We start from the raw sequence: 21,947 nt of genomic DNA, 5'->3' as shown, positions 1-21,947 counted from the left end.
ACCCGTTCATGACTATCACGCTAAGCCTGATCGTCCCGGTGTATAAGGTGGAAGCCTACATCGAAGCGTGCCTGGACTCGGTGCTGAGTCAATTGCCCGACTGGGCGGAAGTGATCCTCGTCGATGACGGCAGCCCGGACGGCTCCATCGCCGTCGCGCAAGAGGTGCTGTGCCGTTATCCGGCGTTGAAAACGCAGGTCAGCATCCTGCGCCAGGAAAACCAGGGGTTGAGCGCCGCGCGCAACGCCGGGATCGCCCATGCCGACGGCGAATATCTCGGTTTTCTGGACTCCGACGACGTGCTGCTGCCGGGCTATTTCAGCATTTTGGGGCGCCTGCTGGCGGATAACCCGCAGGTGGAGATCGTGGCGTTCAACGCCCAGCGCTTCTCGCGGCTGAAAAACGGCAAGATAGAACCGGATGGCCTGATGGCGATCGTGCCCGGCAACGCCGCGCCACAGGAGCGCGAGCCGCATATGGCGCTGCTGGCTGACAGTTTTAACCGCAGCCTGTGGTACGCCTGGGCGCGGATTTATCACCGTTCGCTGTTCAACGACGCCGCGTTTCCGGCGGGGCGCAACTTCGAGGATATCCAGCTGATCCCGCAGCTGTATCTGAAAGCGAACCGCATCGTGGTGTGCGACACGCCGTTAGTAGGATACCGCGCTAACCCCAACGGCATCACGCGCGCGCCGAAGCGGCGGGATTTGGACGATCTCGATTACGCCATCGAGCGCGCTGACAGCGGGCGCCGCCGCGAGGGGGGGAAGGGATTCCACTCGGTGCTGTTCGTCACCACGCTGAAGGCGCGTCTGCTGGTCGGGCTGGACTTCTTCGGCCTGCGCGACGCGCTGCGGGAAACCGCCGAGCTGAAACGGCGCTATGCCCGGCTGCGGGCGGAGGAGCGGCAAATGCTGAGCCGCAAGAACCGCCTGTTCTACCGCAGTCCGCTGGTCTACTACCTGATGGCCAGTCTCTACAACCGTTTCGGGTGAATCTGACCGTGCCCGAACGACGATAAACCCGTGTGGAAGCCCATTATGAGTATCAAAGTCAGCGTCATTATTCCGACCTATGGCCGCAGCGAACTGCTGGCGCGCGCCATCGACAGCGTCCTGGCGCAAACCCATCAGCCGGTGGAGATCGTGGTGGTAGACGATAATCCGCCGAACCATCCGCAGCGCCAGGCCACCCGCGAACGGCTGGCCGGCTATATTGCCGCCGGGCAGATCGTCTATTGCCCGCGCGCGCGCAACGGCGGCGGGGCGCGGGCGCGCAACAGCGGCATCCTGCGCGCCACCGGGGAATACCTCACTTTTCTGGACGACGACGATTATTACCATCCGGAGAAGATCGCCCGTCAGCTGGCCTTTATGCAGCGCGGCGATTACTCCGTCAGCCTGTGCGATATGGATATTCTGCAGGACGGCCAAATCAGCGCCGAGCGCTATTACCGCGCCCGCTGCGACGGCCTGGAGGACTTCATGCTGGCCGGCGTCGCTTACACGCCGATGATCATGCTGCGCCGCGAGGCGGCGATCGCGGTGCGCGGGTTCTTCAATACCCCGCGTTATCAGGATCATATCTTCATTTATCGCCTGCTGGCGGCGGGCATGCGCATCGGCACGTTGCACGAGCGCCTGGCGGTGCATAACGATCACGACGGTGAGCGTATTACCTCCAGCCCGAAAGGCATCATCGGCTATCACAACAAAATGCAGTTCGAGCGCCGGTTGATGCCGCAGATTTCGCCGCGGGCGCGCAAGGTGATGCGGCTGCGCCACACCTGTATCACGTCGCGCATCATCACCGACAGCCGAAGCCGTCTCGGCGGCGTGCTGCACGGCATGAAGGGCATCATCTACGTCAACAGCGGGGTGATGGCCGGCGTTTACATGAAGAACATTCTGCGCAACGTCTTCTTCCGCGGCGTCCCTTTCTGAAACCCGACGCGGGGTTTTCCCCCGCGTCCTACCCCCAAATACCCCGTCTTGCCTCCCACCCGTTCGCCTTCATCTTGATATTCTGATTTATTCATTTTAATTCAAACAATTAATCCTATTTCTCACCCCTATACTTTGGTGGTATTTCCCGCCCGGCGCACGCGTCGCCCGCCGCTTTCTCTTGATCGCAATCAATTTGCCGCCGGTTGGCCGTCAGTAGGCTGGCGGCAGATTGAGCATGTCTTCTTATAACGACAAGAGCCTTCAGGAGCATTCCGGATGAGCAAATTTTTAGACCGTTTCCGCTATTTCAAGCAGTTGGCGGAGCCTTTTTCTGGCGATCACGGCCAGACCTTGAACACCAACCGCGACTGGGAAGACGGCTACCGCAGCCGTTGGCAGCATGACAAAGTGGTGCGTTCCACCCACGGCGTGAACTGCACCGGTTCCTGCAGTTGGAAGATCTACGTGAAGAATGGTCTGGTGACCTGGGAAACCCAGCAAACCGACTATCCGCGCACCCGCCCCGATCTGCCCAACCATGAACCGCGCGGCTGCCCGCGCGGCGCCAGCTACTCCTGGTACCTGTACAGCGCCAACCGGCTGAAATACCCGCTGATGCGCAAGCGGCTGCTCAAACTGTGGCGCGAGGCGAAAGCGCAGCACAGCGATCCGGTCGAGGCCTGGGGCTCGATCGTCGGCGATGCGGAAAAAGCCAAAAGCTACAAGGTGGCGCGCGGCCGCGGCGGTTTCGTCCGCTCCAGCTGGCAAGAGGTCAATGAACTGATCGCCGCCGCCAACGTCTATACCGCCAAAACCTTCGGCCCTGATCGCATTATCGGCTTCTCGCCGATCCCGGCGATGTCGATGGTGTCCTACGCCGCCGGCGCCCGTTACCTGTCGCTGATCGGCGGCGCCTGCCTGAGCTTCTACGACTGGTATTGCGATTTGCCGCCGGCTTCGCCGATGACCTGGGGCGAGCAGACCGACGTGCCGGAGTCCGCCGACTGGTACAACTCCTCCTACATCATCGCCTGGGGCTCCAACGTGCCGCAGACGCGCACCCCGGACGCCCACTTCTTTACCGAAGTGCGCTACAAGGGCACCAAAACCGTGGCGGTGACGCCGGACTACGCCGAAGTCGCCAAGCTGTGCGACCACTGGCTGAATCCGAAGCAGGGCACCGACAGCGCGATGGCGCTGGCGATGGGCCATGTGATGCTGAAAGAGTTCCATCTCGATCGCGAAGTCGGCTACTTCCGCGACTACGTGCGCCGCTATACCGACATGCCGATGCTGGTGCTGCTGGAGCCGCGTGAAGGCGGCCACTACGCCGCCGGCCGCCTGCTGCGCGCCGCCGATCTGGTGGACGGACTGGGCCAGGAAAACAATCCCGAGTGGAAAACCGTCGCTATCGACAGCCGCAGCGGCGAGCTGGTGGCGCCGCAGGGCTCCATCGGTTTCCGCTGGGGCGAGAAGGGCAAGTGGAACCTGGAGCAGCGCGAAGGCAAGTCGCAACAGGAAGTCGAGCTGCAGCTCAGTCTGCTGGGCATGCATGACGACGTTGCCGAGGTGGGCTTCCCGTACTTCGGCGGTGCCGACAGCGAGCATTTCAACAGCGTGGCGCTGGACGAAATCCTGCTGCACAAGCTGCCGGTGAAACGCCTGCGGCTGGCGGACGGCAGCGAAGCGCTGGTGACCAGCGTGTATGACCTGCTGCTTGCCAACTACGGCCTGGAGCGCGGGCTGGGCGACGCCAACTGCGCCGCCGACTATGACGAGGTCAAGGCTTACAGCCCGGCCTGGGCCGAGCAGATCACCGGCGTGTCGCGCCACAACATCATCCGCATTGCCCGCGAGTTCGCGGAAAACGCCGAGAAGACCCACGGCCGTTCGATGATCATCGTCGGCGCCGGCGTCAACCACTGGTATCACATGGACATGACCTACCGCGGCCTGATCAATATGTTGATCTTCTGCGGTTGCGTCGGCCAGAGCGGCGGCGGCTGGGCGCACTACGTCGGCCAGGAAAAACTGCGGCCGCAAACCGGCTGGCTGCCGCTGGCGTTCGGCCTTGACTGGCAGCGCCCGCCGCGCCACATGAACAGCACCTCGTTCTTCTACAACCATTCCAGCCAATGGCGCTATGAAACCGTCGGCGCCGATGAGCTGCTGTCGCCGCTGGCGGACAAATCGCGCTTCGGCGGCAGCCTGATCGACTTCAACGTGCGCGCGGAGCGCATGGGCTGGCTGCCTTCGGCGCCGCAGCTGGGCGCTAACCCGCTGCGCCTGGCGGAGCAGGCCCGTGCCGCCGGCCAGTCGCCGGTTGAGTTCACCGTCGACAGCCTGAAGAGCGGCGCGCTGGGCTTTGCCGCCGAGCAGCCGGACAATCCGCAGAACTTCCCACGCAACCTGTTCGTCTGGCGCTCCAACCTGCTGGGTTCTTCCGGCAAGGGCCATGAATACATGCTCAAATACCTGTTGGGCACCGAGAACGGTATCCAGGGGAAAGATCTCGGCCAGCAGGGCGGCGTGAAGCCGCAGGAAGTGGAATGGCGCGAGCAGGGCGGCGAAGGCAAACTGGATCTGGTGGTGACGCTTGATTTCCGCATGTCGAGCACCTGCCTGTATTCCGACGTGGTGCTGCCGACCGCCACTTGGTACGAAAAAGACGACATGAACACCTCCGACATGCACCCGTTCATTCATCCGCTGTCGGCGGCGGTCGATCCGGCCTGGGATTCGAAGAGCGACTGGGAAATCTACAAGGGCATCGCCAAAGCCTTCTCCGAGGTGTGCGTCGGCCATCTGGGCCAGGAAACCGACGTGGTGACCTTGCCTATTCAGCACGACTCCGCCGCCGAGCTGGCGCAGCCTTACGGCGTGCAGGATTGGAAGAAAGGCGAGTGCGAACTGATCCCCGGCAAAACCGCGCCGCACATCATCGCGGTGGAGCGCGATTATCCGGCCACCTACGAGCGTTTTACCTCCTTGGGGCCGTTGATGGACAAACTGGGCAACGGCGGCAAGGGCATCAGCTGGAACACCCAGACCGAGGTCGATTTCCTCAAGCAGCTTAACTACGTCAAGGCCGATGGCCCGGCGGCGGGGCGGCCGAAGATCGAGAGCGCGATAGACGCGGCGGAAGTGATCCTGTCGCTGGCGCCGGAAACCAACGGCCAGGTGGCGGTGAAAGCCTGGGAAGCGCTGAGCAACGTCACCGGCCGCGATCACCGGCATCTGGCGCTGAACAAGGAAGACGAGAAAATTCGCTTCCGCGACATTCAGGCGCAGCCGCGCAAAATCATCTCCAGCCCAACCTGGTCCGGCCTGGAAGACGAGCACGTCTCCTATAACGCCTGCTACACCAACGTGCACGAGCTGATCCCGTGGCGCACCCTCAGCGGCCGTCAGCAGCTGTATCAGGATCACGAGTGGATGCGCGCCTTCGGCGAAAGCCTGCTGGCGTATAGGCCGCCGATCGACACCCGCGCCGCGCAGCCGCTGCTCAACAGTAAACCGAACGGCAACAAGGAGAAGGCGCTGAACTTCCTGACGCCGCACCAGAAGTGGGGCATCCACTCCACCTACAGCGACAACCTGCTGATGCTGACGCTGTCGCGCGGCGGCCCGATCGTCTGGCTGAGCGAAGACGACGCCAAAGATCTGGGCATCGCGGACAACGACTGGATCGAGGCCTTCAACGCCAACGGCGCGCTGACGGCGCGCGCGGTGGTCAGCCAGCGTATCCCGGCGGGGATGACCATGATGTACCACGCGCAGGAGCGCATCGTGAATCTGCCTGGCTCGGAGATCACCCGCCAACGCGGCGGCATCCACAACTCGGTGACCCGCGCTTGTCCGAAACCGACCCACATGATCGGCGGCTATGCGCAGCTGGCCTACGGCTTCAACTACTACGGCACCGTCGGCTCCAACCGCGACGAGTTCGTGGTGGTGCGCAAGATGAACCGTATTGATTGGTTGGACGATGAAGGCAACGACTACGCGCAGGGCAGTCAGCAGGAGAACAACAAATGAAAATTCGTTCGCAAGTCGGCATGGTGCTGAATCTGGACAAGTGCATCGGTTGCCACACCTGTTCGGTCACCTGCAAAAACGTCTGGACCAGCCGCGAGGGGATGGAATACGCCTGGTTCAACAACGTGGAAAGCAAACCCGGCGTCGGGTATCCGCACGCCTGGGAAGATCAGGAAAAATGGAAGGGCGGCTGGATCCGTAAAATCAACGGCAAGCTGGAGCCGCGCATGGGCAGCCGCGTCGGCGTGCTGGCGAAAATCTTCGCCAACCCGGACGTGCCGGCGCTGGATGACTACTACGAGCCGTTCGATTACGACTACCAGCACCTGCACACCGCCAAACAGGGCAAACACCAGCCGGTGGCACGCCCGCGCTCGGTGATCACCGGCCGGCGCATGAACAAGATCGAAAACGGCCCGAACTGGGAAGAGATCCTCGGCGGAGAGTTCGAAAAACGTTCGCAGGACAAGAACTTCGACAACCTGCAGAAGGCGATGTACGGCCAGTTCGAAAACACCTTCATGATGTATTTGCCGCGCCTGTGCGAGCACTGCCTCAACCCGGCCTGCGTCGCCACCTGCCCGAGCGGGGCGATCTACAAGCGCGGCGAAGACGGCATCGTGCTGATCGATCAGGACAAGTGTCGCGGTTGGCGCATGTGTCTGACCGGCTGCCCGTACAAGAAAATCTACTTCAACTGGAAGAGCGGCAAGTCCGAGAAGTGCATCTTCTGCTACCCGCGCATCGAAGCCGGGCAGCCGACGGTCTGTTCGGAAACCTGCGTCGGCCGCATCCGCTACCTCGGCGTGCTGCTGTACGACGCCGATCGCATCGAACAGGCGGCGGCGGTGGAAAACGACAAGGATCTGTACCAGAGCCAGCTCGATATCTTCCTCGATCCGCATGACCCGAAGGTGATTGCTCAGGCGCTGGCGGACGGCGTGCCGCAGGGCGTCATTGAAGCCGCTCAGCAGTCGCCGGTGTACAAAATGGCGATGGACTGGAAGCTGGCGCTGCCGCTGCATCCGGAATACCGCACGTTGCCGATGGTGTGGTACGTGCCTCCGTTGTCGCCGATTCAGTCGGCCGCCGACGCCGGCGAGCTGGCGCACAGTGGCGTATTGCCGGACGTCGAGAGCCTGCGCATTCCGGTGCAGTATCTGGCGAACCTGCTGACCGCCGGCGATACCGAGCCGGTGCTGCTGGCGCTGAAACGCATGCTGGCGATGCGCCACTACAAACGGGCGGAAACCGTCGACGGCGTGGTGGACATCAGCGCGCTGGAGCAGGTCGGTCTGAGCGAAGCGCAGGCGCAGGAGATGTATCGCTACCTGGCGATCGCCAACTATGAAGATCGCTTCGTGGTGCCGTCGAGCCACCGCGAGCTGGCGCGCGAAGCCTTCCCCGAAAGCAAAGGCTGCGGTTTCAGCTTCGGCGACGGCTGCCAAGGCAGCGACGGCAAGTTCAATCTGTTCAACAGCCGTCGTATCGACGCCATTGACGTGACCGCGAAAACCGCGCGGCCGGAGGATGCCTCATGATCAGCCTGAAAGTGATCGCCCGCCTGCTGGATTACCCGGAGCAGGCGCTGTTTGACCATCAGCAGGCGCTGATTGAAGCGCTGGAACCGGCCAGCGAGCTGGATCTGCACCACAGCGCGCTGCTGATTCTGTTTATCCGCCGCCTGTGCGCGCGCCCGTTGTTGGACGCGCAGGCCGACTATTGCGAGCTGTTCGATCGCGGCCGCGCCACCTCGCTGCTGCTGTTTGAACACGTGCACGGTGAGTCGCGCGATCGCGGCCAGGCGATGGTTGACCTGATGGCGCAGTACCGCGCCGCCGGGCTGGAGATCGACAGCCGCGAGCTGCCTGATTTCCTGCCGCTGTACCTGGAGTATTTGGCCAGCCGCAGCGCGGCACAGGCGCGGGAAGGGCTGCAGGACATTGCGCCGATCCTGGCGCTGCTGGGCGCGCGCTTGCAGCAGCGCGAAAGCCCGTACGCGGTGCTGTTCGATCTGCTGTTGGCGCTGTCCGGCAGCGATGCGCAGGCGCAGGCGCTGAAGACGCAGGTGGCGCAAGAGGCGCGCGACGATACGCCGCAGGCGCTGGATGCGGTATGGGAAGAGGAGCAGGTCAAATTTCTCGGCGAGCAGGGCTGCGCCTCCGCCCAGCAGACGGCGCACCAGCGGCGCTTCGCCGGCGCGGTGGCGCCACAGTATCTGGACCTGACGGATGCGTTAACCGGAACCAAAGGACGCTAATTATGCAATTTTTGAATCAGTTCTTCTTCGACATCTACCCTTATCTGGCCGGCGCGGTGTTCCTGATCGGCAGCTGGCTGCGCTACGACTACGGGCAGTACAGCTGGCGCGCCGGCTCCAGCCAGATGCTGGATAAAAAGGGCATGCGGCTGGCGTCCAACCTGTTCCACATCGGCATTATCGGCATCTTCGCGGGCCACTTCCTCGGCATGCTGACGCCGCACTGGATGTATGAGGCCTTCCTGCCGATCGACGTGAAGCAGAAGCTGGCGATGATCGCCGGCGGCGCCTGCGGCCTGATGACGCTGATCGGCGGCGCGCTGCTGCTGAAGCGCCGGTTGACCAACCCGCGGGTGCGCGCCACCAGCAGCGTCGCCGACATCCTGATCCTGACATTGCTGGTGGTGCAGGTGTGCCTGGGGTTGCTGACCATTCCGTTCTCCGCCCAGCATATGGACGGCAGCGAAATGATGAAGCTGGTGGCTTGGGCGCAGGCGGTCGTGACCTTCCACGCCGGCGCTTCTGCGCACCTGGAAGGCGTGGCGCTGATCTTCAAGCTGCATATGGTGCTGGGCATGACGCTGTTCGTGCTGTTCCCGTTCTGCCGCCTGGTGCATATCTGGAGTGCGCCGGTAGAGTACCTGACCCGCCGTTACCAGCTGGTGCGCAACCGCCGCTGAGCCTGACCCCGCCGCCGCCGATCGCCAGCGGCGGCGCTATTCCGATAATTCTCCCGCCGTCTGCCCATTCTCGTCGCCTTGTCGTAAACTCACTATCTCAGTTATGTTACGTTTATGCTTCCGCCGACGGACGTCGGCCTGTGGTAGCCGATAACAAGAGATACCGCCTTGATGAAAGGCATTTTGGGACATAAAAACCGGGGATGATCCGTGTGGCCTTCGTGCCCTACGGGAGAATCGCTTTATGGATAGTCAGGTTAATCAATAACAATAATGACCACACAATTACGCTCACCCGAGCTGCTGCCTCTGAAAATCATCGCCACCGGGGCCGCGTTGCCGCCTAACCGCGTGGCGTCCTCTGCGCTCGACGCTCGGCTGGGGAAACCGGCCGGCTACGTTGAAAAACGCTCGGGCATCGTTTACCGCTATCACGCCGCCGACGATGCCAGCCAGGCCGAACTCGCCGCTGCCGCGCTGCAAGATGCGCTGGCTCGCCACGCCATTCCGGCGGACTCGATCGATCTGCTGATCTCCGCCTCGGCGATTTCGGTGCAGGCGCTGCCGTGCACCGCCGCGCATATTCTCAAGGTGGCGGGGCTGGCGCCGGGCACGCCGGGCTTCGACATCAACTGCAGTTGCGTCAGCTTTATCTCTGCGCTGCAAGTGGCGGCGGGGCTGCTGAACGCCGGGACGTATCGACGCATCGCCATCGTCTCGGCGGATCTCGCTTCACGCGGCATCGACTGGCAGCACGAAGAGTCGTCGCTCATCTTCGGCGACGGCGCGGCCTGCGCCATTGTGGAGCGCGGCGACGGCGCCAGCGGCATCCTCGCCAGCCTGGTGGAAACCTACCCCGCCGGCAGCGAACTGTGCGAGATCCGCGCCGGCGGCACGCGTCGCAACCCGCGCGCCGGCATGTGTGAGCAAGACTTCCTGTTTCATATGCAGGGCAAGCCGCTGTTCCGCCAGGCCTCGGCGCTGATTGAGGGTTACCTCGATCGGCTGTTGAGCGCCAGCGGCCTGACCCTGGCGCAGATCGCCACCGTGGTGCCGCATCAGGCCAGCCATCTGTCGCTCGAACATATGCGCAAACGGCTGCACGTCTCCAGCGAGGCGCTGGTCGATATCTACCGCCATCATGGTAATCAGGTGGCGGCGTCTATCCCGACGGCGCTGCATGCCGCCGTGACCACCGGGCGCTTCAATCCCGGTCAGCCGGTGATGCTGATCGGCACCGCCGCCGGGCTGGCGCTGGCCGGCATGGTGTTGCTGCCATGAGGGTGCTGGTCACCGGGGCGACCAGCGGGCTGGGACGCAACGCGGCGCAGTGGTTGCTGGAGGCCGGACATCAGGTGCGCGCCACCGGCCGCGATGAACGGGCCGGCGCAACGCTGCGTCAGCTGGGCGCCGAGTTTTGCGCGCTCGATCTGGCGCAGGCCACGCCGCAGCAGTGTCGGGAGCTGGTGACCGACTGCGAATGGGTCTGGCACTGCGCGGCCAAGTCTTCGCCCTGGGGCGGCAAAGCGGAGTTTCACCGCATCAACGCCGCGGCGACGGAGAAGCTGGCGGAGGCGGCCGGGCGCTGCGGCGTGCGGCGCTTCGTGCATATCTCCACGCCGGCAATCTACTTCGATTTTCAGCCGCATTACGATCTTGACGAGGGTTACCGCGCCCGGCGCTTCGCCAATCACTATGCCGCCAGCAAGTATGCGGCCGAGCAGCGCCTGTTGGTGCAGGCGAAGATCTATCCGCAAACCACCTACATTTTGCTGCGGCCGCGCGGCCTGTTTGGCCCGCACGATCGGGTGATCGTGCCGCGGCTGTTGCAGCAGCTCGAACGCGAGCGCGGGGTATTGAGATTGCCCGGCGGCGGACAAGCGCTGCTGGATCTGACCTTCGCCCCCAACGTGGTGCACGCGATGGATCTGGCCAGCCGGCAGCGCGGATTGCCGTCCGGCGCCGTGTACAACATCACCAACCACCAACCGCAGCGGCTGGCGGAGATGCTGGATGCGTTGCTGCGTCAGGAGCTGGGGCTAAGTTACCGGCTGCAGGCCGTGTCCTATCCGCTGCTGCATACGCTGGCCGGCGGCATGGAGCTGTGGGCGGCGCTGAGCGGCAAGGAACCGCTGTTGACGCGCTACAGCGTGGCGGCGGTACATTTTGACATGACGCTGAGCCAGACCCGTGCGATCGAAGAGCTGGGTTACCGGCCGCGTTATTCGATGGAAGAGGGCATTCGTCTGACCGGCGAGTGGCTGCGGCGGCAAGGAGGCGGACAGCATGGCTAAGGTCACCGTGTTTGAAGTGGGCTATTGCACGCATATCGGCTGCATGGCGCTGCGCGGCGCCGGATTCCGGGTGTGCAAATTCCCGGCGCGCGCCTATCTGCTGGAGGTGGGGGAGCGCCGCTGGCTGTGGGATACCGGCTACGCGCGTTATTTTCAGCAGCACACACAGTCGGGGCTGTTCAGCCTTTACCGCCGCATGACGCCGGTCTATTTCGATCCGGCCGAGTCGTTGGCGCATCAGCTGCGCGAAGCCGGTTACGCCGAGGGGGATATTCAGGCGCTGATCGTCTCGCATTTTCACGCCGATCACATCGCCGGGCTGCAGGATTTCAGCCAACTCGACTTTATTTGCTCCGGCGAGGGTTGGCAGCAAACCCGTGGGCTGCGCGGTTTCGCGGCGCTGAAGCGCGCCTTTATTCCCGGCCTGATCCCGGCGGATTTCGAGAGCCGTCTGCAGTTTATGGAGTCTTTTCCTGCGGTGGCGTTGCCCGCGCTGTTGGCGCCGTTCGATCGCGGTTACGCGCTGCCGGGCAGTGAAGGGCAGGTCGTGCTGGTGCCGTTGCCGGGGCATGCGGCCGGCCATATCGGCGCCTTTATTCTCACCGACGCCGGCTGGACGCTGCTGGCCAGCGACGCCGCCTGGTCGCCGCAGAGTTACCAGACGCTGCGCGGGCCTTCGCGCCTGGCCAATCTGGTGATGGACGACGCGGCGGCTTACACCCGCACCCTGGAGCGGCTCAACCAGCTGTGGGCGGGCGGCCAGGTCAACATTTTGCTGTGCCACGAGGGGGACCTGTGATCCCCTTCATGACCCTTTGGCACTATTTCCGCGCCCGGCGCCTGCGCTTTGGCGATCGTGCGGCGCTGGAGGCGCATCAGGCCCGACAGCTTGAGGGGTTTGCCCGCCGGGTGCTGAGCAAGAGTCCCTATTTTCAAGGCTTCAGCCGCCGGCCGTTCGCCGAATGGCCGCAGATGGACAAGGCGCTGATGATGGCGCAGTTCGACCGCATGAACACCGCCGGGCTGCGGCGCGATGCGGTGCTGGCCTGCGCGCAGCGCAGCGAGGCGGATCGCGATTTCACGCCGAAGATCGGGCGCTACAGCGTCGGATTGTCGTCCGGCACTTCCGGGCAGCGCGGCGTGTTTGTCGTCAGCCCGCGGGAACAGCAGGTGTGGGCCGGCGGCATGCTGGCGAAAATGCTGCCGGACGGGCTGTCGGCGGGCGAGCGCGTCGCGCTGTTTCTGCGCGCGGACAATAATCTCTATCACAGCGTGAACAACCGTTGGCTGAGCCTGGCGTTTTACGATTTGCTCGCGCCGTTCAGCGGCCATTTGCCGGCATTGGAACGGCAGGCGCCCAGCATCATCGTGGCCCCGGCGCAGGTGCTGCGCGCATTGGCGTTGGCGGTGCTGGCCGGGCAGGTGACGCTGTCGGTCAAAAAAGTGATCTCGGTCGCCGAGGTGCTTGAAGAACAGGATCGCCGCCTGCTGCAGCAGGTGTTTCCGGCGGTCGGCGAAGTGTATCAGGCTACCGAGGGGTTCCTCGCCGCCACCTGCGCGCACGGCACCTTGCACCTGAACGAGGAGTTTTTGCATATCGAGCCGCAGTGGATCGACGAACTGCGCTTCACGCCGCTGATCACCGATTTTACCCGCAGTACGCAGCCGATCGTGCGCTATCGGCTGGACGATGTATTGGTGCTGCGCAAGGAACCCTGCCCATGTGGGCAACCGACGCGGGCGATCGCCCGTATCGAGGGGCGGCGCGACGATCAGCTGATGCTGCCCGATGCGCAGCGGCAACCGCAGGCGGTGTTCGCCGATGCCTGTAGCCGAACGATCGCCAATGCGTTGCCGCTGACCAGCGATTACCGCCTGATCCAGCATGGCGAACGGCGGTTGGAGCTGATTGCCGATTGCAGCCCGGCGGCGTTGGCGCACTGTCAGGCGCAGCTGATGGCGCTGTTCGCTCGTCAGGGTATCGCCACCGATCGCCTCGAATGGCGGTTGACGGCGCAAGCGGTGCTGCCGCAGTTCGATCGCAAGCGGCGGCGCATCGTGCGCCGGGCGGAGGAGGCATGAAAAGCGCACTGTTCAGGCTATGGCACATGCTGCTGGGATGGGGCACGGTCGGCGTGGTGTATAGCCTGACCGATCGCTTGCAGGGGGCGGGAACCCTGTTGCCGCCGTCGGCGCTTGATCGGGCGATCCCGTTCAGCCCCACGGCCATCTGGCTCTATCTGTCGTTCTTCCTCATCGTCCCGGCGGGCTATCTGCTGGCGCCGCTGCCGCGGATCAAATGGCTGACGCTGGCGATGCAGCTGACCGCGCTGGGCGCCGGGGCGGTTTATCTGCTGTGGCCGACCACCATGGCCTATCCGCAGAACGATGGCGTCGGGATCAGCGCGCAACTGCTGGCGGCGTTAACCCGGGTGGACTCGCCGCAAAACTGCCTGCCTTCGTTGCATATGGCGCTGACGGTGCTGGCGGTGTGGGCGCTGAGCGACGGCGAGCGCAAAGTGCGCACGGCGCTGTGGATGCTGTGGGGCGTGGCGATCGCGTTCTCGATTCTGCAACTGCGTCGGCATTTGTTTGTCGATTTGGCCGGCGGCGCGCTGCTGGCGCTGTTCGCCGGCTGGCTGGCCCTGCGCATGAAAACCCTGCGCAGGCGCGTCGTTAAAGGAGAAATGGGATGAGCGATCTGGCATTGCCGATAGTGTTCATGCTGTTCATCGTGGTGGCCGAGGCGGTGGCGCTGCAGTGGGGGCGTCGCGAGCCGGTCAACTGGCACGATCTGGTGTTCAACCTGAATTCCGGCCATATCATGCTGTGGCTGTTCCGTGGGTTGGAGATCACCTGCTACGGCTATGTGGCCGCGCATTTCAGCCTGGGGTTGCTGGATGCCTGGCCGCCACTGCTGATGTGGCTGTTCGCCCTGCTGGCGTGGGACTTCGGTTTCTACTGGCTGCACCGTCTGCACCATCGTTTCCGCCTGCTGTGGGCGGTGCACGTGGTGCACCATCAGGGCGAGCACTTTAATCTGTCGCTGGGGGTGCGCAACTCCTGGTATTCGTCGCTGACGTCGATCCCGTTCTTTTTGCTGCTGGCGCTGGCGGGGGTGCCGCTGTCGGTGTTCGTTGCGGTCTCTATTTTTCATTACAGCATTCAGCTGTTTAACCACAATGCGCTGACGCCGAAGCTCGGCGTGCTGGAAAAAATCCTGGTCACGCCGGCGCATCACCGGGTGCATCACGTCAAGGACATGGCGTATTCCAATAAGAACTTCGGCGGCAGCTTTATCTTCTGGGACAAGCTGTTCGGCACCTTTTGCCCGGCATTGCCGAGCACGCCGTTCAGCTATGGCGTCGGCGGCGACAGGCCGTCCGCCAACCCATTCTGGGCGAGCAATCTGCCGTTCCTGCGCTATTTGCGCCTGGCATGGCGCCCGGCGCCGGGCCGGCCACGCGACCGCCGTTCGGCGCTCAGCGTTTTCAGCGGCGCCATGCTGTTGTTCTCGCTGGTGGTCGGTTACGTCTACCAATACGGTTACGGCTATAGCGACATCAGCTGGCCGCAAATGGCGCTGTTGGCGCTGCTGGCGTTGGGATCGGTGGCGCTGGGCGGCATGACGGAAGGGCGGCGGTGGGCGAGCGCCGTCTGGCTGCTGATCGCGCTGGGCATGCCGCTGCTGTTTATCGGCTATCTCGGTTGGCCGCAGCGCTATTGGCATATCGCCATGGCCGCCGTGGCGTTGCATGCCCTGTGCGTCGCGTTGGGCTGGGGAAGAGTAGCCGCACCGGCCGCCGTGGAGGAACCGCATGGCTGAATCATTGCCGCCGCTGCGTTTTCCCGCCGATGGCGAACAGGCCTTCCACCGCGATCTTAAGCGCGCGGCACACGCCTGTCTGGCGGGCGATCATCGCTATGCCGATGCCGCGCGATTGGCCAAGGCCGCGCTGTTGTTGGCGTTGTGCGTCGGGTTTTACGCGCTGAGCCTGCTGCAGCATCAGCCCTGGGCGTTTTTCCTCTGCTATTTCCTGTTCGTGACCATGGGCATGCTGCTCAATGTCAACGTCAACCACGATGCTTCGCATAACGCTTTCCTGCGTGCGCCCTGGGCCAATCGGCTGGTGGGGCGGTTGGTGACGCTGCCGCTGGGCGTCGATCCGGACTACTGGCGCACGCGGCATGTGGATTACCACCACGTTTACGCCAACGTCGAACATTACGATCTGGATACCGAAGAGAACGGCTTCTTCCGCCAGACACCGTTCCAGCGCTGGCGGCCCCATATGCGCTATCAGCATCTGTACTGGCCGCTGATCGCCGCGCTCTCGCTGCCCTATATCGCCTGGATTTTCGATTGGTCCGATCGGCTCGATAAAACGCCGCTGCGGGAAAAACGCGTGCTGGCGGGGCGCGGCGGTTGGGCGCTGTTCGTGCTGTGCAAGCTCGCGCATCTGGCGCTGGTGCTGGTGGCGCCGCTGGTCGTGGGCCACTTGCACGGCATCGGCTGGGGCTGGGTGTTGCTGGCTTACGCGCTCAGCCAGATGTGCGCCTCGCTGCTGGTGGTGTTCTTGCTGCTGGGCACCCATTGGGCGCAGGCCGAGTTTTACCCGGCGCCGACGGGCGACAGCATGCCGCAAGGCTGGTATCGGCACAATTTCGCCACCGCCTGCGACTGGCAGCCCGAACCGCGCTGGCTGGAGCATCTGACCGGCGGGCTAAACTATCACCTGACCCATCACCTGTTTCCCGGCTGGAATCATCGCCACTATCCGGCCCTGGCTGCCGCGGTGGCGGAGGTCGCGCAGCGGCACGGCATGGCGTACCGCTGCATTGGCTATCGTGAACTGCTGGCGCAACAACAGCGTTTCTTGCGGCGGATGGGGCAGCCATGAAACCGCTGCGTCCGTTAGCCTATCGGCGCGACGATAACGGGTTGCACCGCGCGCTGATGCAGGCCGCACAGCATTATCTGGCGGCCAACGGCGATCACCGCTTCGCCGACGGCGGCATGCTGGCGAAGGTCGCGCTGCTGCTGGCGCTGTGCGGCCTGTGTTACGGGTTGAGCCTGCAGCAGCAAAACGGCTGGGCGTTTTTCGCTTGTTATTTCGGCTTTATCTTTATCGGCATGTTCCTGACGGTGAACGTGGTGCACGACGCCTCGCACAACGCGTTTTTCCGCCGCCCCTGGGCCAACCGCTGGCTGAACGCACTGGTGAGCGTGCCGCTGGGGCTGGATCCCGACTGCTGGCGCGTGCGGCATGTGTTGTTCCACCATGCCCATAACAACATCGAACATTACGATCCCGATATCGACGCCAACGGCGTGCTGCGGCAAACGCCGTTCCAGCGCTGGCGGCCCTTTATGCGCGCGCAGCGTTACTATTGGCCGCTGGTGGCGGCGCTGACTTTTCCGTACTACATCTGGCTGTTCGATTGGTTGGACAGGGCGGGCCGCACCCGCGTGGCGGCGCGCATGGCGCAGCAGGGCGTACGCGGCTGGATCGGGTTTCTGGCGGGGAAGGCGGCGCACCTGCTGCTGGCGCTGGCGATCCCATGTTGGCTGTTGCCGCCGGCTATCGGCATCGGGCAAATTCTGCTGGTTTATTTGCTGAGCCAGATGCTTTCTTCATTGCTGTTCGTGATGTTGATCATCGGCACCCACTGGGCCAAGGCCAACTTTTATCAGGCGCCGGCGCAGGGCGCGATGCCGCACGGTTGGTATCACCACGTGTTCGCCACCACGTTCGACTGGCAGACCCGGCCGCGCTGGCTGGGCTATTGGCTAGGCGGGGCGAACCTGCATTTGACGCATCATCTGTTTCCGCACTGGAGCCACCGCCATTACCCGGCGCTCAGCCGCATCATCGGCGAGGTGGCGCCGCGTTTCGGCATCGACTACCGCCTGCTGGAGCTGGAGGAGCTGTTGCGTCTGCAGCAACGCTTCCTCAGCGCGATGGGCCGCAAGCCGCACTAGCGTTGCATGCGAATTGTGCGAGGCGTTACGCAGTTCACTAATTGAACGATATTTGCCCTTCCAGTAGACTTTCCCTCTGTGAATCAACGGCCACAGGAGGTGGAGTATGCGCAGCTTGCCGATTCGGTTATCCAACAAAATTGATGATGATCTGAACGATATCGCCCGACGTCACGGGATGGAAAAAACCGAGGTAATCAAAATGGCGTTTGCACTGATTACCCTTGCCGATAAGTACTGGATGAAACAGGATGGTACTTCTCTTGGCATTGTACGGGAGAAGGGTGAACAGCTTGAAGCGGTGGGGCGGGTCGTGGAGATCTTCCCATGAACATCGAAAGCCGTAATCTGCGCGATGAGGCCAGCCAGGTTTATCTGGAGCAGGTCTTGGTCTTCGACGAAATGGAGCGGCTGCGCCTGGCACGCCAGGTGCTGTGCGGGATATTCGCGGTCAGCGTGGGCGTATTCGCCGCCCACGCGTATTGGGACAAAAACGAAGCGCTCGGTCAAGTGTTCGAACTGGTCAAGATCGGCGCCTTGCCGCTGGTCACGCTGGTGGTCTCTTTTTACTTTCCCAACAGCGCGTCCAGATAAGGCGTCACGTCAATGTGACTTCATGCCCGCCGCAGTCATCAGCAGGCGGAACAGCGAGGCAACCACGAACAGCCCCAGCACGCTGGCGCTCCAGATGATCACCAGCCAACCGATGCGTTTCCACCAGGGCGCCGGAGCGGCGGCTGCCGTTTTATCTTGCATAGCGTCCTCCTTCCTCAGTGATAGCCGTGTTCATGGCTGATCTTGCCGCGGAACACGTAGTAGCTCCAGAAGGTGTAGACCAGAATGATTGGGATGATGAACAGCGCGCCGACCAGCATAAAGCCGAGGCTCTGCGGCGGCGCGGCGGCGTCCCACAGGCTGATGGCCGGCGGGATCAGGTGCGGCCAGATGCTGATGCCAAGCCCGCTCAGGCCGAGGAACACCAGCAGCAGCGTCAGCATGAACGGCGAGTAGTGCGCGCCGCGTTTCACCCCATGCTGGATCCCCCAGGCGCTGAGCAGCACCAGTACCGGCACCGGCAGCAGCCAGAACAGGTTCGGCAACGTAAACCAGCGCGCGGCGATTTCGGGATGCGCGATCGGCGTCCAGATGCTGACCGCAGCCAGCACCAGCAGCAGGATGGCCAGCAGCGGCGTCGCCAGGTGATACATGCGCGCCTGCAGGTCACCGGCGGTTTTCATCACCAGCCAGGTACAGCCGAGCAGGGCGTAGGTCACCACCAGCCCCAGCCCGCAGAACAGCGCGAACGGCGTCAGCCAGTCCAGCGCGCCGCCGGCGTAGGTGCGGCCTTCTACCGGGAAGCCGTTGATCACGGCGCCCACCACCACACCCTGGCTGAAGGTGGCGAAGAGAGAGCCCCAGATGAACGCTTTATCCCAGATATGGCGCTTCTCCGGCGTCGCCTTGAAGCGAAACTCGAAGGCCACGCCGCGGAAAATCAGCCCGATCAGCATCAGTGTCAGCGGGATCGCCAGCGCGTCGAGGATCACCGAGTAGGCCAGCGGGAAGGCGCCAAACAGCGCCGCGCCGCCCAGCACCAGCCAGGTCTCATTGCCGTCCCACACCGGGGCGACGGTGTTCATCATCAGATCGCGGTCGCCGCTCGCCTTCACCCACGGAAACAGAATGCCGATGCCCAAATCGAAACCGTCCATCACCACGTACATCATGGTGCTGAACACGATGATGACAAACCAAATCAGCGGAAGATCGATACCCATGTTCAGCTCCTGTCGTCCAGAGTGTCGTTGACCGCGGACAGCGGACGCGCCGGGCGGCCCTCGGTATTGTCTTCTTGGTGTTCATGCGGCTGCGGCCCTTTGCGGATCAGGCGCATCATGTAGGAGTAGCCCACGCCGAACACCGAGCAGTAGACGATGATGAACGCCAGCAGGCTGATGCTCATGTGCAGATCGCCGTGCGCGGACACCGCATCCTTGGTGCGCAGCAGGCCGTACACCACCCACGGCTGGCGGCCTATCTCGGTGGTGAACCAGCCCGCCAGCAGCGCCAGCAGCCCGGAAGGGCCCATCCACAGGATGAAGTACAGGAACGGACGCGACTGATAGAGCCCGCCGCGCCAGCGCAGCCACAGGCTCCACACCCCGGCCAGGATCATCAGCATGCCCAGTCCGACCATGATGCGGAACGACCAAAACACCACGGTGGAGTTGGGGCGATCTTCCGGCGGGAACGATTTGAGCGCCGGCACCTGCTCGGTCAGGCTGTGCGTCAGGATCAGGCTGCCGAGATAGGGCACTTCTAGCTTGAAGCGGGTCTCTTCACGCTGCATGTCCGGCCAACCGACCAGGATCAGCGGCGTGGCTTCGCCCGGCGGGTTTTCCCAGTGGCCTTCGATGGCGGCGATCTTCGCCGGCTGATGTTTCAGCGTATTCAGGCCGTGCGCATCGCCGATCAGCGCCTGCACCGGCGCGACGATCAGCGCCATCCACATCGCCATCGACAGCATCTTGCGCATCGCCGGCGTGTCGCGGCCGCGCAGCAGATGCCAGGCGGCGGACGCGCCGACGAAGAACGCCGAGGAGAGGAAGGCGGCGGTGGACATGTGCAGCAGGCGGTACGGGAAGGACGGGTTGAAGATGACCTTCAGCCAGTCAACCGGCACCACCTGGCCATTGATGATTTCATGCCCTTGCGGGGTCTGCATCCAGCTGTTGGAGGCCAGGATCCAGAAGGTGGAGATCAGCGTGCCGAGCGCCACCATGCAGGTGGCGAAGAAGTGCAGGCCGGGGCCGACGCGGTTCCAGCCGAACAGCATCACGCCGAGGAAACCGGCTTCGAGGAAGAAGGCGGTCAGCACTTCATAAGTCAGCAGCGGCCCGGTAATGCTGCCGGCGAACTCGGAGAAGAAGCTCCAGTTGGTGCCGAACTGGTAAGCCATCACCAGCCCGGATACCACGCCCATGCCGAAGTTAACGGCGAAAATCTTTGACCAGAAGTGATAAAGCTCACGATAGGCTTCATTGTGCGTTTTCAACCATAATCCTTCCAGCACCGCCAGATAGCTGGCTAAACCGATGGTGATGGCGGGGAAAATGATATGGAAAGACACGGTGAAGGCGAACTGTATTCTGGCAAGTTCCAGTGCATCAAGACCCAGCATGGCGCCTCCTAGGGTTGAACATAAATTAACCTCTTGAGTATAGCTGTCATTTTTATGTGAAATGCTTGGCGTTAAGTTAAGCACGGAGTACAGTGCCTATAATAGTGACAGTTATTTTACTTTTTTATATAACAGTTAATGGTTATGACCCGATACGAGCAGCTTGCGCAGCAGATTAGAGAACAGATCCAGAACCGGGTGTGGCGGGCGGGCGACAAGCTGCCTTCGCTGCGCGAGAGCGGCAAACGCGCCGGATTGAGCCTGATGACGGTGGTGCAGTCTTATCAACTGCTGGAGAGCCAGGGGTGGATCGTCGCCCGGCCGCAGTCGGGCTACTATGTGGCGGCGCGCCCGCAGCCGCTGCCGCAGCCTTCGCGCGGCGAGAAACTGCTGCTGAGCGAACAGGTGGACATCAACGCCTTTATTTTCGATGTGCTGCAGGCCTGCAAGGATCCGGACATCGTGCCTTTCGGTTCGGCGTTTCCCGACGCCACGCTGTTCGCCCAGCCGAAGCTGGCGCGGGCGCTGAGCAGCGTAGCGCGCAAGTTCACGCCGCACAGTTCGCTGGTCAACCTGCCGCCGGGCAACGACGCGCTGCGGCGGCACATTGCCCAACGCTATGCGCTGAGCGGCATGCAGGTCGCGCCGGACGAGATCGTCATCACCGCCGGGGCGATGGAGTCGCTCAGCCTCAGCCTGCAGGCGGTGACCCAACCGGGCGACTATGTGGCGATCGAGTCGCCGGCGTTTTACGGCGCGCTGCAGGCGCTGGAACGGCTGCGGCTGAAGGCGGTGGCGATCGCCACGCATCCGCAGGACGGCATCGATCTGGACGCGTTGCAGCAGGCGGTGGAGCAGTATCCGATCAAAGCCTGCTGGCTGATGACCCACTTCCAGAACCCGCAGGGCGCCACCCTGCCGGAGGCCAACAAGCAGCGTCTGGTGGCGCTGCTGCGCGAACGGCAGATCTCGCTGATCGAAGACGACGTCTACGGTGAGCTGTACTTCAGCGCCGAACGGCCGCTGCCGGCGAAGGCGCTCGACAGCGGTGGCCAGATCCTGCACTGCTCGTCATTTTCCAAATGTCTGGCGCCGGGCTTTCGCGTCGGCTGGGTGGCGGCGGGGCGTTATGCGCAACAGATCCAGCGTTTGCAGCTGATGAGCACCGTTTCCACCAGCGTGCCGACCCAGATGGCGCTGGCGGATTATCTGCTGCACGGCGGCTACGACACCCATCTGCGGCGGCTGCGCCGCCTGCTGGCCCAGCGCCAAAGCGCAATGCGTCAGGCGATCGCCCACCATTTCCCGCCGACGGTGAAAGTCAGTCAGCCTGACGGCGGGTATTTCCTGTGGCTGGAACTCGATCCGGCGCTGTCGTCGATGGAGTTGTATCGGCGCGCACTCGCACGGGGCATCAGCATCGCGCCGGGGCGCATGTTCACCACCGGCGACCATTTCAACCACTGCTTCCGTCTCAACGCCTCATTTGAATGGAATGACCGCTTTGAAGAGGCGATAAAAACCTTAGCCAAACTTATCCGGGGGCTGGCGGCGGCCGGCTGAAC

Annotated in this window: 20 protein-coding genes; 17 read left to right on the top strand and 3 right to left on the bottom strand. The window is 63.2% G+C overall.

The window, feature by feature from the left end; translation table 11 throughout:
- Window positions 1-8 precede the first annotated feature (8 nt).
- The 16 genes from H7A77_RS01075 to H7A77_RS01000 all read left to right on the top strand — a co-directional run bounded on the left by H7A77_RS01075 (window position 9) and on the right by H7A77_RS01000 (window position 17,795).
- The gene (locus tag H7A77_RS01075) at window positions 9-995 is read left to right on the top strand and encodes a glycosyltransferase family 2 protein (protein WP_069100991.1); all 987 of its coding nucleotides are present in this window, start codon (window positions 9-11) and stop codon (window positions 993-995) included.
- A 45-nt stretch (window positions 996-1,040) separates the two neighbouring features.
- A complete protein-coding gene (locus H7A77_RS01070; protein ID WP_182073699.1) occupies window positions 1,041-1,943 on the top strand; it encodes a glycosyltransferase family 2 protein in 903 nt (300 codons plus the stop codon).
- A 279-nt stretch (window positions 1,944-2,222) separates the two neighbouring features.
- Window positions 2,223-5,984, top strand: a complete 3,762-nt coding sequence (locus tag H7A77_RS01065; RefSeq protein WP_033650902.1) for a nitrate reductase subunit alpha — start codon at window positions 2,223-2,225, stop codon at window positions 5,982-5,984.
- On the top strand, window positions 5,981-7,525 hold the full coding sequence (gene narH / locus H7A77_RS01060; RefSeq protein ID WP_147838051.1) for a nitrate reductase subunit beta: 1,545 nt from the start codon (window positions 5,981-5,983) through the stop codon (window positions 7,523-7,525). The genes H7A77_RS01065 and narH overlap by 4 nt, the downstream gene beginning before the upstream one ends.
- Window positions 7,522-8,244, top strand: coding sequence for a nitrate reductase molybdenum cofactor assembly chaperone (gene narJ, locus H7A77_RS01055; protein WP_033650904.1), 723 nt, complete (start codon window positions 7,522-7,524; stop codon window positions 8,242-8,244). The genes narH and narJ overlap by 4 nt, the downstream gene beginning before the upstream one ends.
- A 2-nt stretch (window positions 8,245-8,246) precedes the next feature.
- Window positions 8,247-8,924 (top strand): respiratory nitrate reductase subunit gamma, encoded by a 678-nt coding sequence (gene narI, locus H7A77_RS01050; protein ID WP_033643426.1) that lies wholly within the window; start codon window positions 8,247-8,249, stop codon window positions 8,922-8,924.
- Between the two features lie 273 nt (window positions 8,925-9,197).
- Window positions 9,198-10,205 (top strand): 3-oxoacyl-[acyl-carrier-protein] synthase III C-terminal domain-containing protein, encoded by a 1,008-nt coding sequence (locus H7A77_RS01045; protein ID WP_147838050.1) that lies wholly within the window; start codon window positions 9,198-9,200, stop codon window positions 10,203-10,205.
- Window positions 10,202-11,218, top strand: coding sequence for an NAD(P)-dependent oxidoreductase (locus H7A77_RS01040; RefSeq protein WP_182073698.1), 1,017 nt, complete (start codon window positions 10,202-10,204; stop codon window positions 11,216-11,218). The genes H7A77_RS01045 and H7A77_RS01040 overlap by 4 nt, the downstream gene beginning before the upstream one ends.
- A complete protein-coding gene (locus tag H7A77_RS01035) occupies window positions 11,211-12,017 on the top strand; it encodes an MBL fold metallo-hydrolase (RefSeq protein WP_099785941.1) in 807 nt (268 codons plus the stop codon). Before H7A77_RS01040 ends, H7A77_RS01035 begins: the two co-directional genes overlap by 8 nt.
- Window positions 12,014-13,300: a F390 synthetase-related protein gene (locus tag H7A77_RS01030; protein WP_182073697.1), complete on the top strand. Its 1,287-nt coding sequence runs from the start codon at window positions 12,014-12,016 to the stop codon at window positions 13,298-13,300. The genes H7A77_RS01035 and H7A77_RS01030 overlap by 4 nt, the downstream gene beginning before the upstream one ends.
- Window positions 13,297-13,914, top strand: coding sequence for a phosphatase PAP2 family protein (locus tag H7A77_RS01025; protein ID WP_033650909.1), 618 nt, complete (start codon window positions 13,297-13,299; stop codon window positions 13,912-13,914). The genes H7A77_RS01030 and H7A77_RS01025 overlap by 4 nt, the downstream gene beginning before the upstream one ends.
- Complete coding sequence (locus H7A77_RS01020; protein WP_042784774.1) at window positions 13,911-15,044, top strand: sterol desaturase family protein; 1,134 nt, start codon at window positions 13,911-13,913, stop codon at window positions 15,042-15,044. Before H7A77_RS01025 ends, H7A77_RS01020 begins: the two co-directional genes overlap by 4 nt.
- On the top strand, window positions 15,037-16,119 hold the full coding sequence (locus H7A77_RS01015) for an acyl-CoA desaturase (protein WP_033650911.1): 1,083 nt from the start codon (window positions 15,037-15,039) through the stop codon (window positions 16,117-16,119). Before H7A77_RS01020 ends, H7A77_RS01015 begins: the two co-directional genes overlap by 8 nt.
- On the top strand, window positions 16,116-17,201 hold the full coding sequence (locus tag H7A77_RS01010; protein WP_164106969.1) for an acyl-CoA desaturase: 1,086 nt from the start codon (window positions 16,116-16,118) through the stop codon (window positions 17,199-17,201). The genes H7A77_RS01015 and H7A77_RS01010 overlap by 4 nt, the downstream gene beginning before the upstream one ends.
- Window positions 17,202-17,307: 106 nt before the next feature.
- On the top strand, window positions 17,308-17,532 hold the full coding sequence (locus H7A77_RS01005; protein WP_025303190.1) for a hypothetical protein: 225 nt from the start codon (window positions 17,308-17,310) through the stop codon (window positions 17,530-17,532).
- Window positions 17,529-17,795 carry a hypothetical protein gene (locus H7A77_RS01000; protein WP_033650914.1) on the top strand — a complete coding sequence of 89 codons (267 nt, stop codon included), beginning with the start codon at window positions 17,529-17,531 and terminating at the stop codon, window positions 17,793-17,795. Before H7A77_RS01005 ends, H7A77_RS01000 begins: the two co-directional genes overlap by 4 nt.
- Before the next feature lie 9 nt (window positions 17,796-17,804).
- On the opposite strand, the gene H7A77_RS00995 is transcribed toward H7A77_RS01000, so the two are convergent.
- Genes H7A77_RS00995 through H7A77_RS00985 form a run of 3 tightly spaced genes read right to left on the bottom strand, consistent with a single transcriptional unit; the run spans window position 17,805 to window position 20,382 of the window.
- Entirely contained in the window at window positions 17,805-17,957 is a 153-nt protein-coding gene (locus H7A77_RS00995) for a DUF2474 domain-containing protein (RefSeq protein ID WP_004934619.1), read from the bottom strand.
- A gap of 14 nt (window positions 17,958-17,971) precedes the next feature.
- On the bottom strand, window positions 17,972-18,979 hold the full coding sequence (gene cydB / locus H7A77_RS00990) for a cytochrome d ubiquinol oxidase subunit II (RefSeq protein WP_182073696.1): 1,008 nt from the start codon (window positions 18,977-18,979) through the stop codon (window positions 17,972-17,974).
- A gap of 2 nt (window positions 18,980-18,981) precedes the next feature.
- Window positions 18,982-20,382, bottom strand: a complete 1,401-nt coding sequence (locus tag H7A77_RS00985; RefSeq protein ID WP_004934615.1) for a cytochrome ubiquinol oxidase subunit I — start codon at window positions 20,380-20,382, stop codon at window positions 18,982-18,984.
- Between the two features lie 144 nt (window positions 20,383-20,526).
- On the opposite strand from H7A77_RS00985, the gene H7A77_RS00980 reads away from it, so the two are divergent.
- Entirely contained in the window at window positions 20,527-21,945 is a 1,419-nt protein-coding gene (locus H7A77_RS00980) for a PLP-dependent aminotransferase family protein (protein ID WP_042784770.1), read from the top strand.
- Window positions 21,946-21,947: the final 2 nt, after the last annotated feature.

The sequence above is a fragment of the Serratia sp. ME47 genome (assembly GCF_903970925.1).
In the GTDB taxonomy this organism is placed as follows: Bacteria; Pseudomonadota; Gammaproteobacteria; order Enterobacterales; family Enterobacteriaceae; genus Serratia; species Serratia ureilytica.
This window is presented reverse-complemented; position numbering and strand designations above follow the sequence as displayed.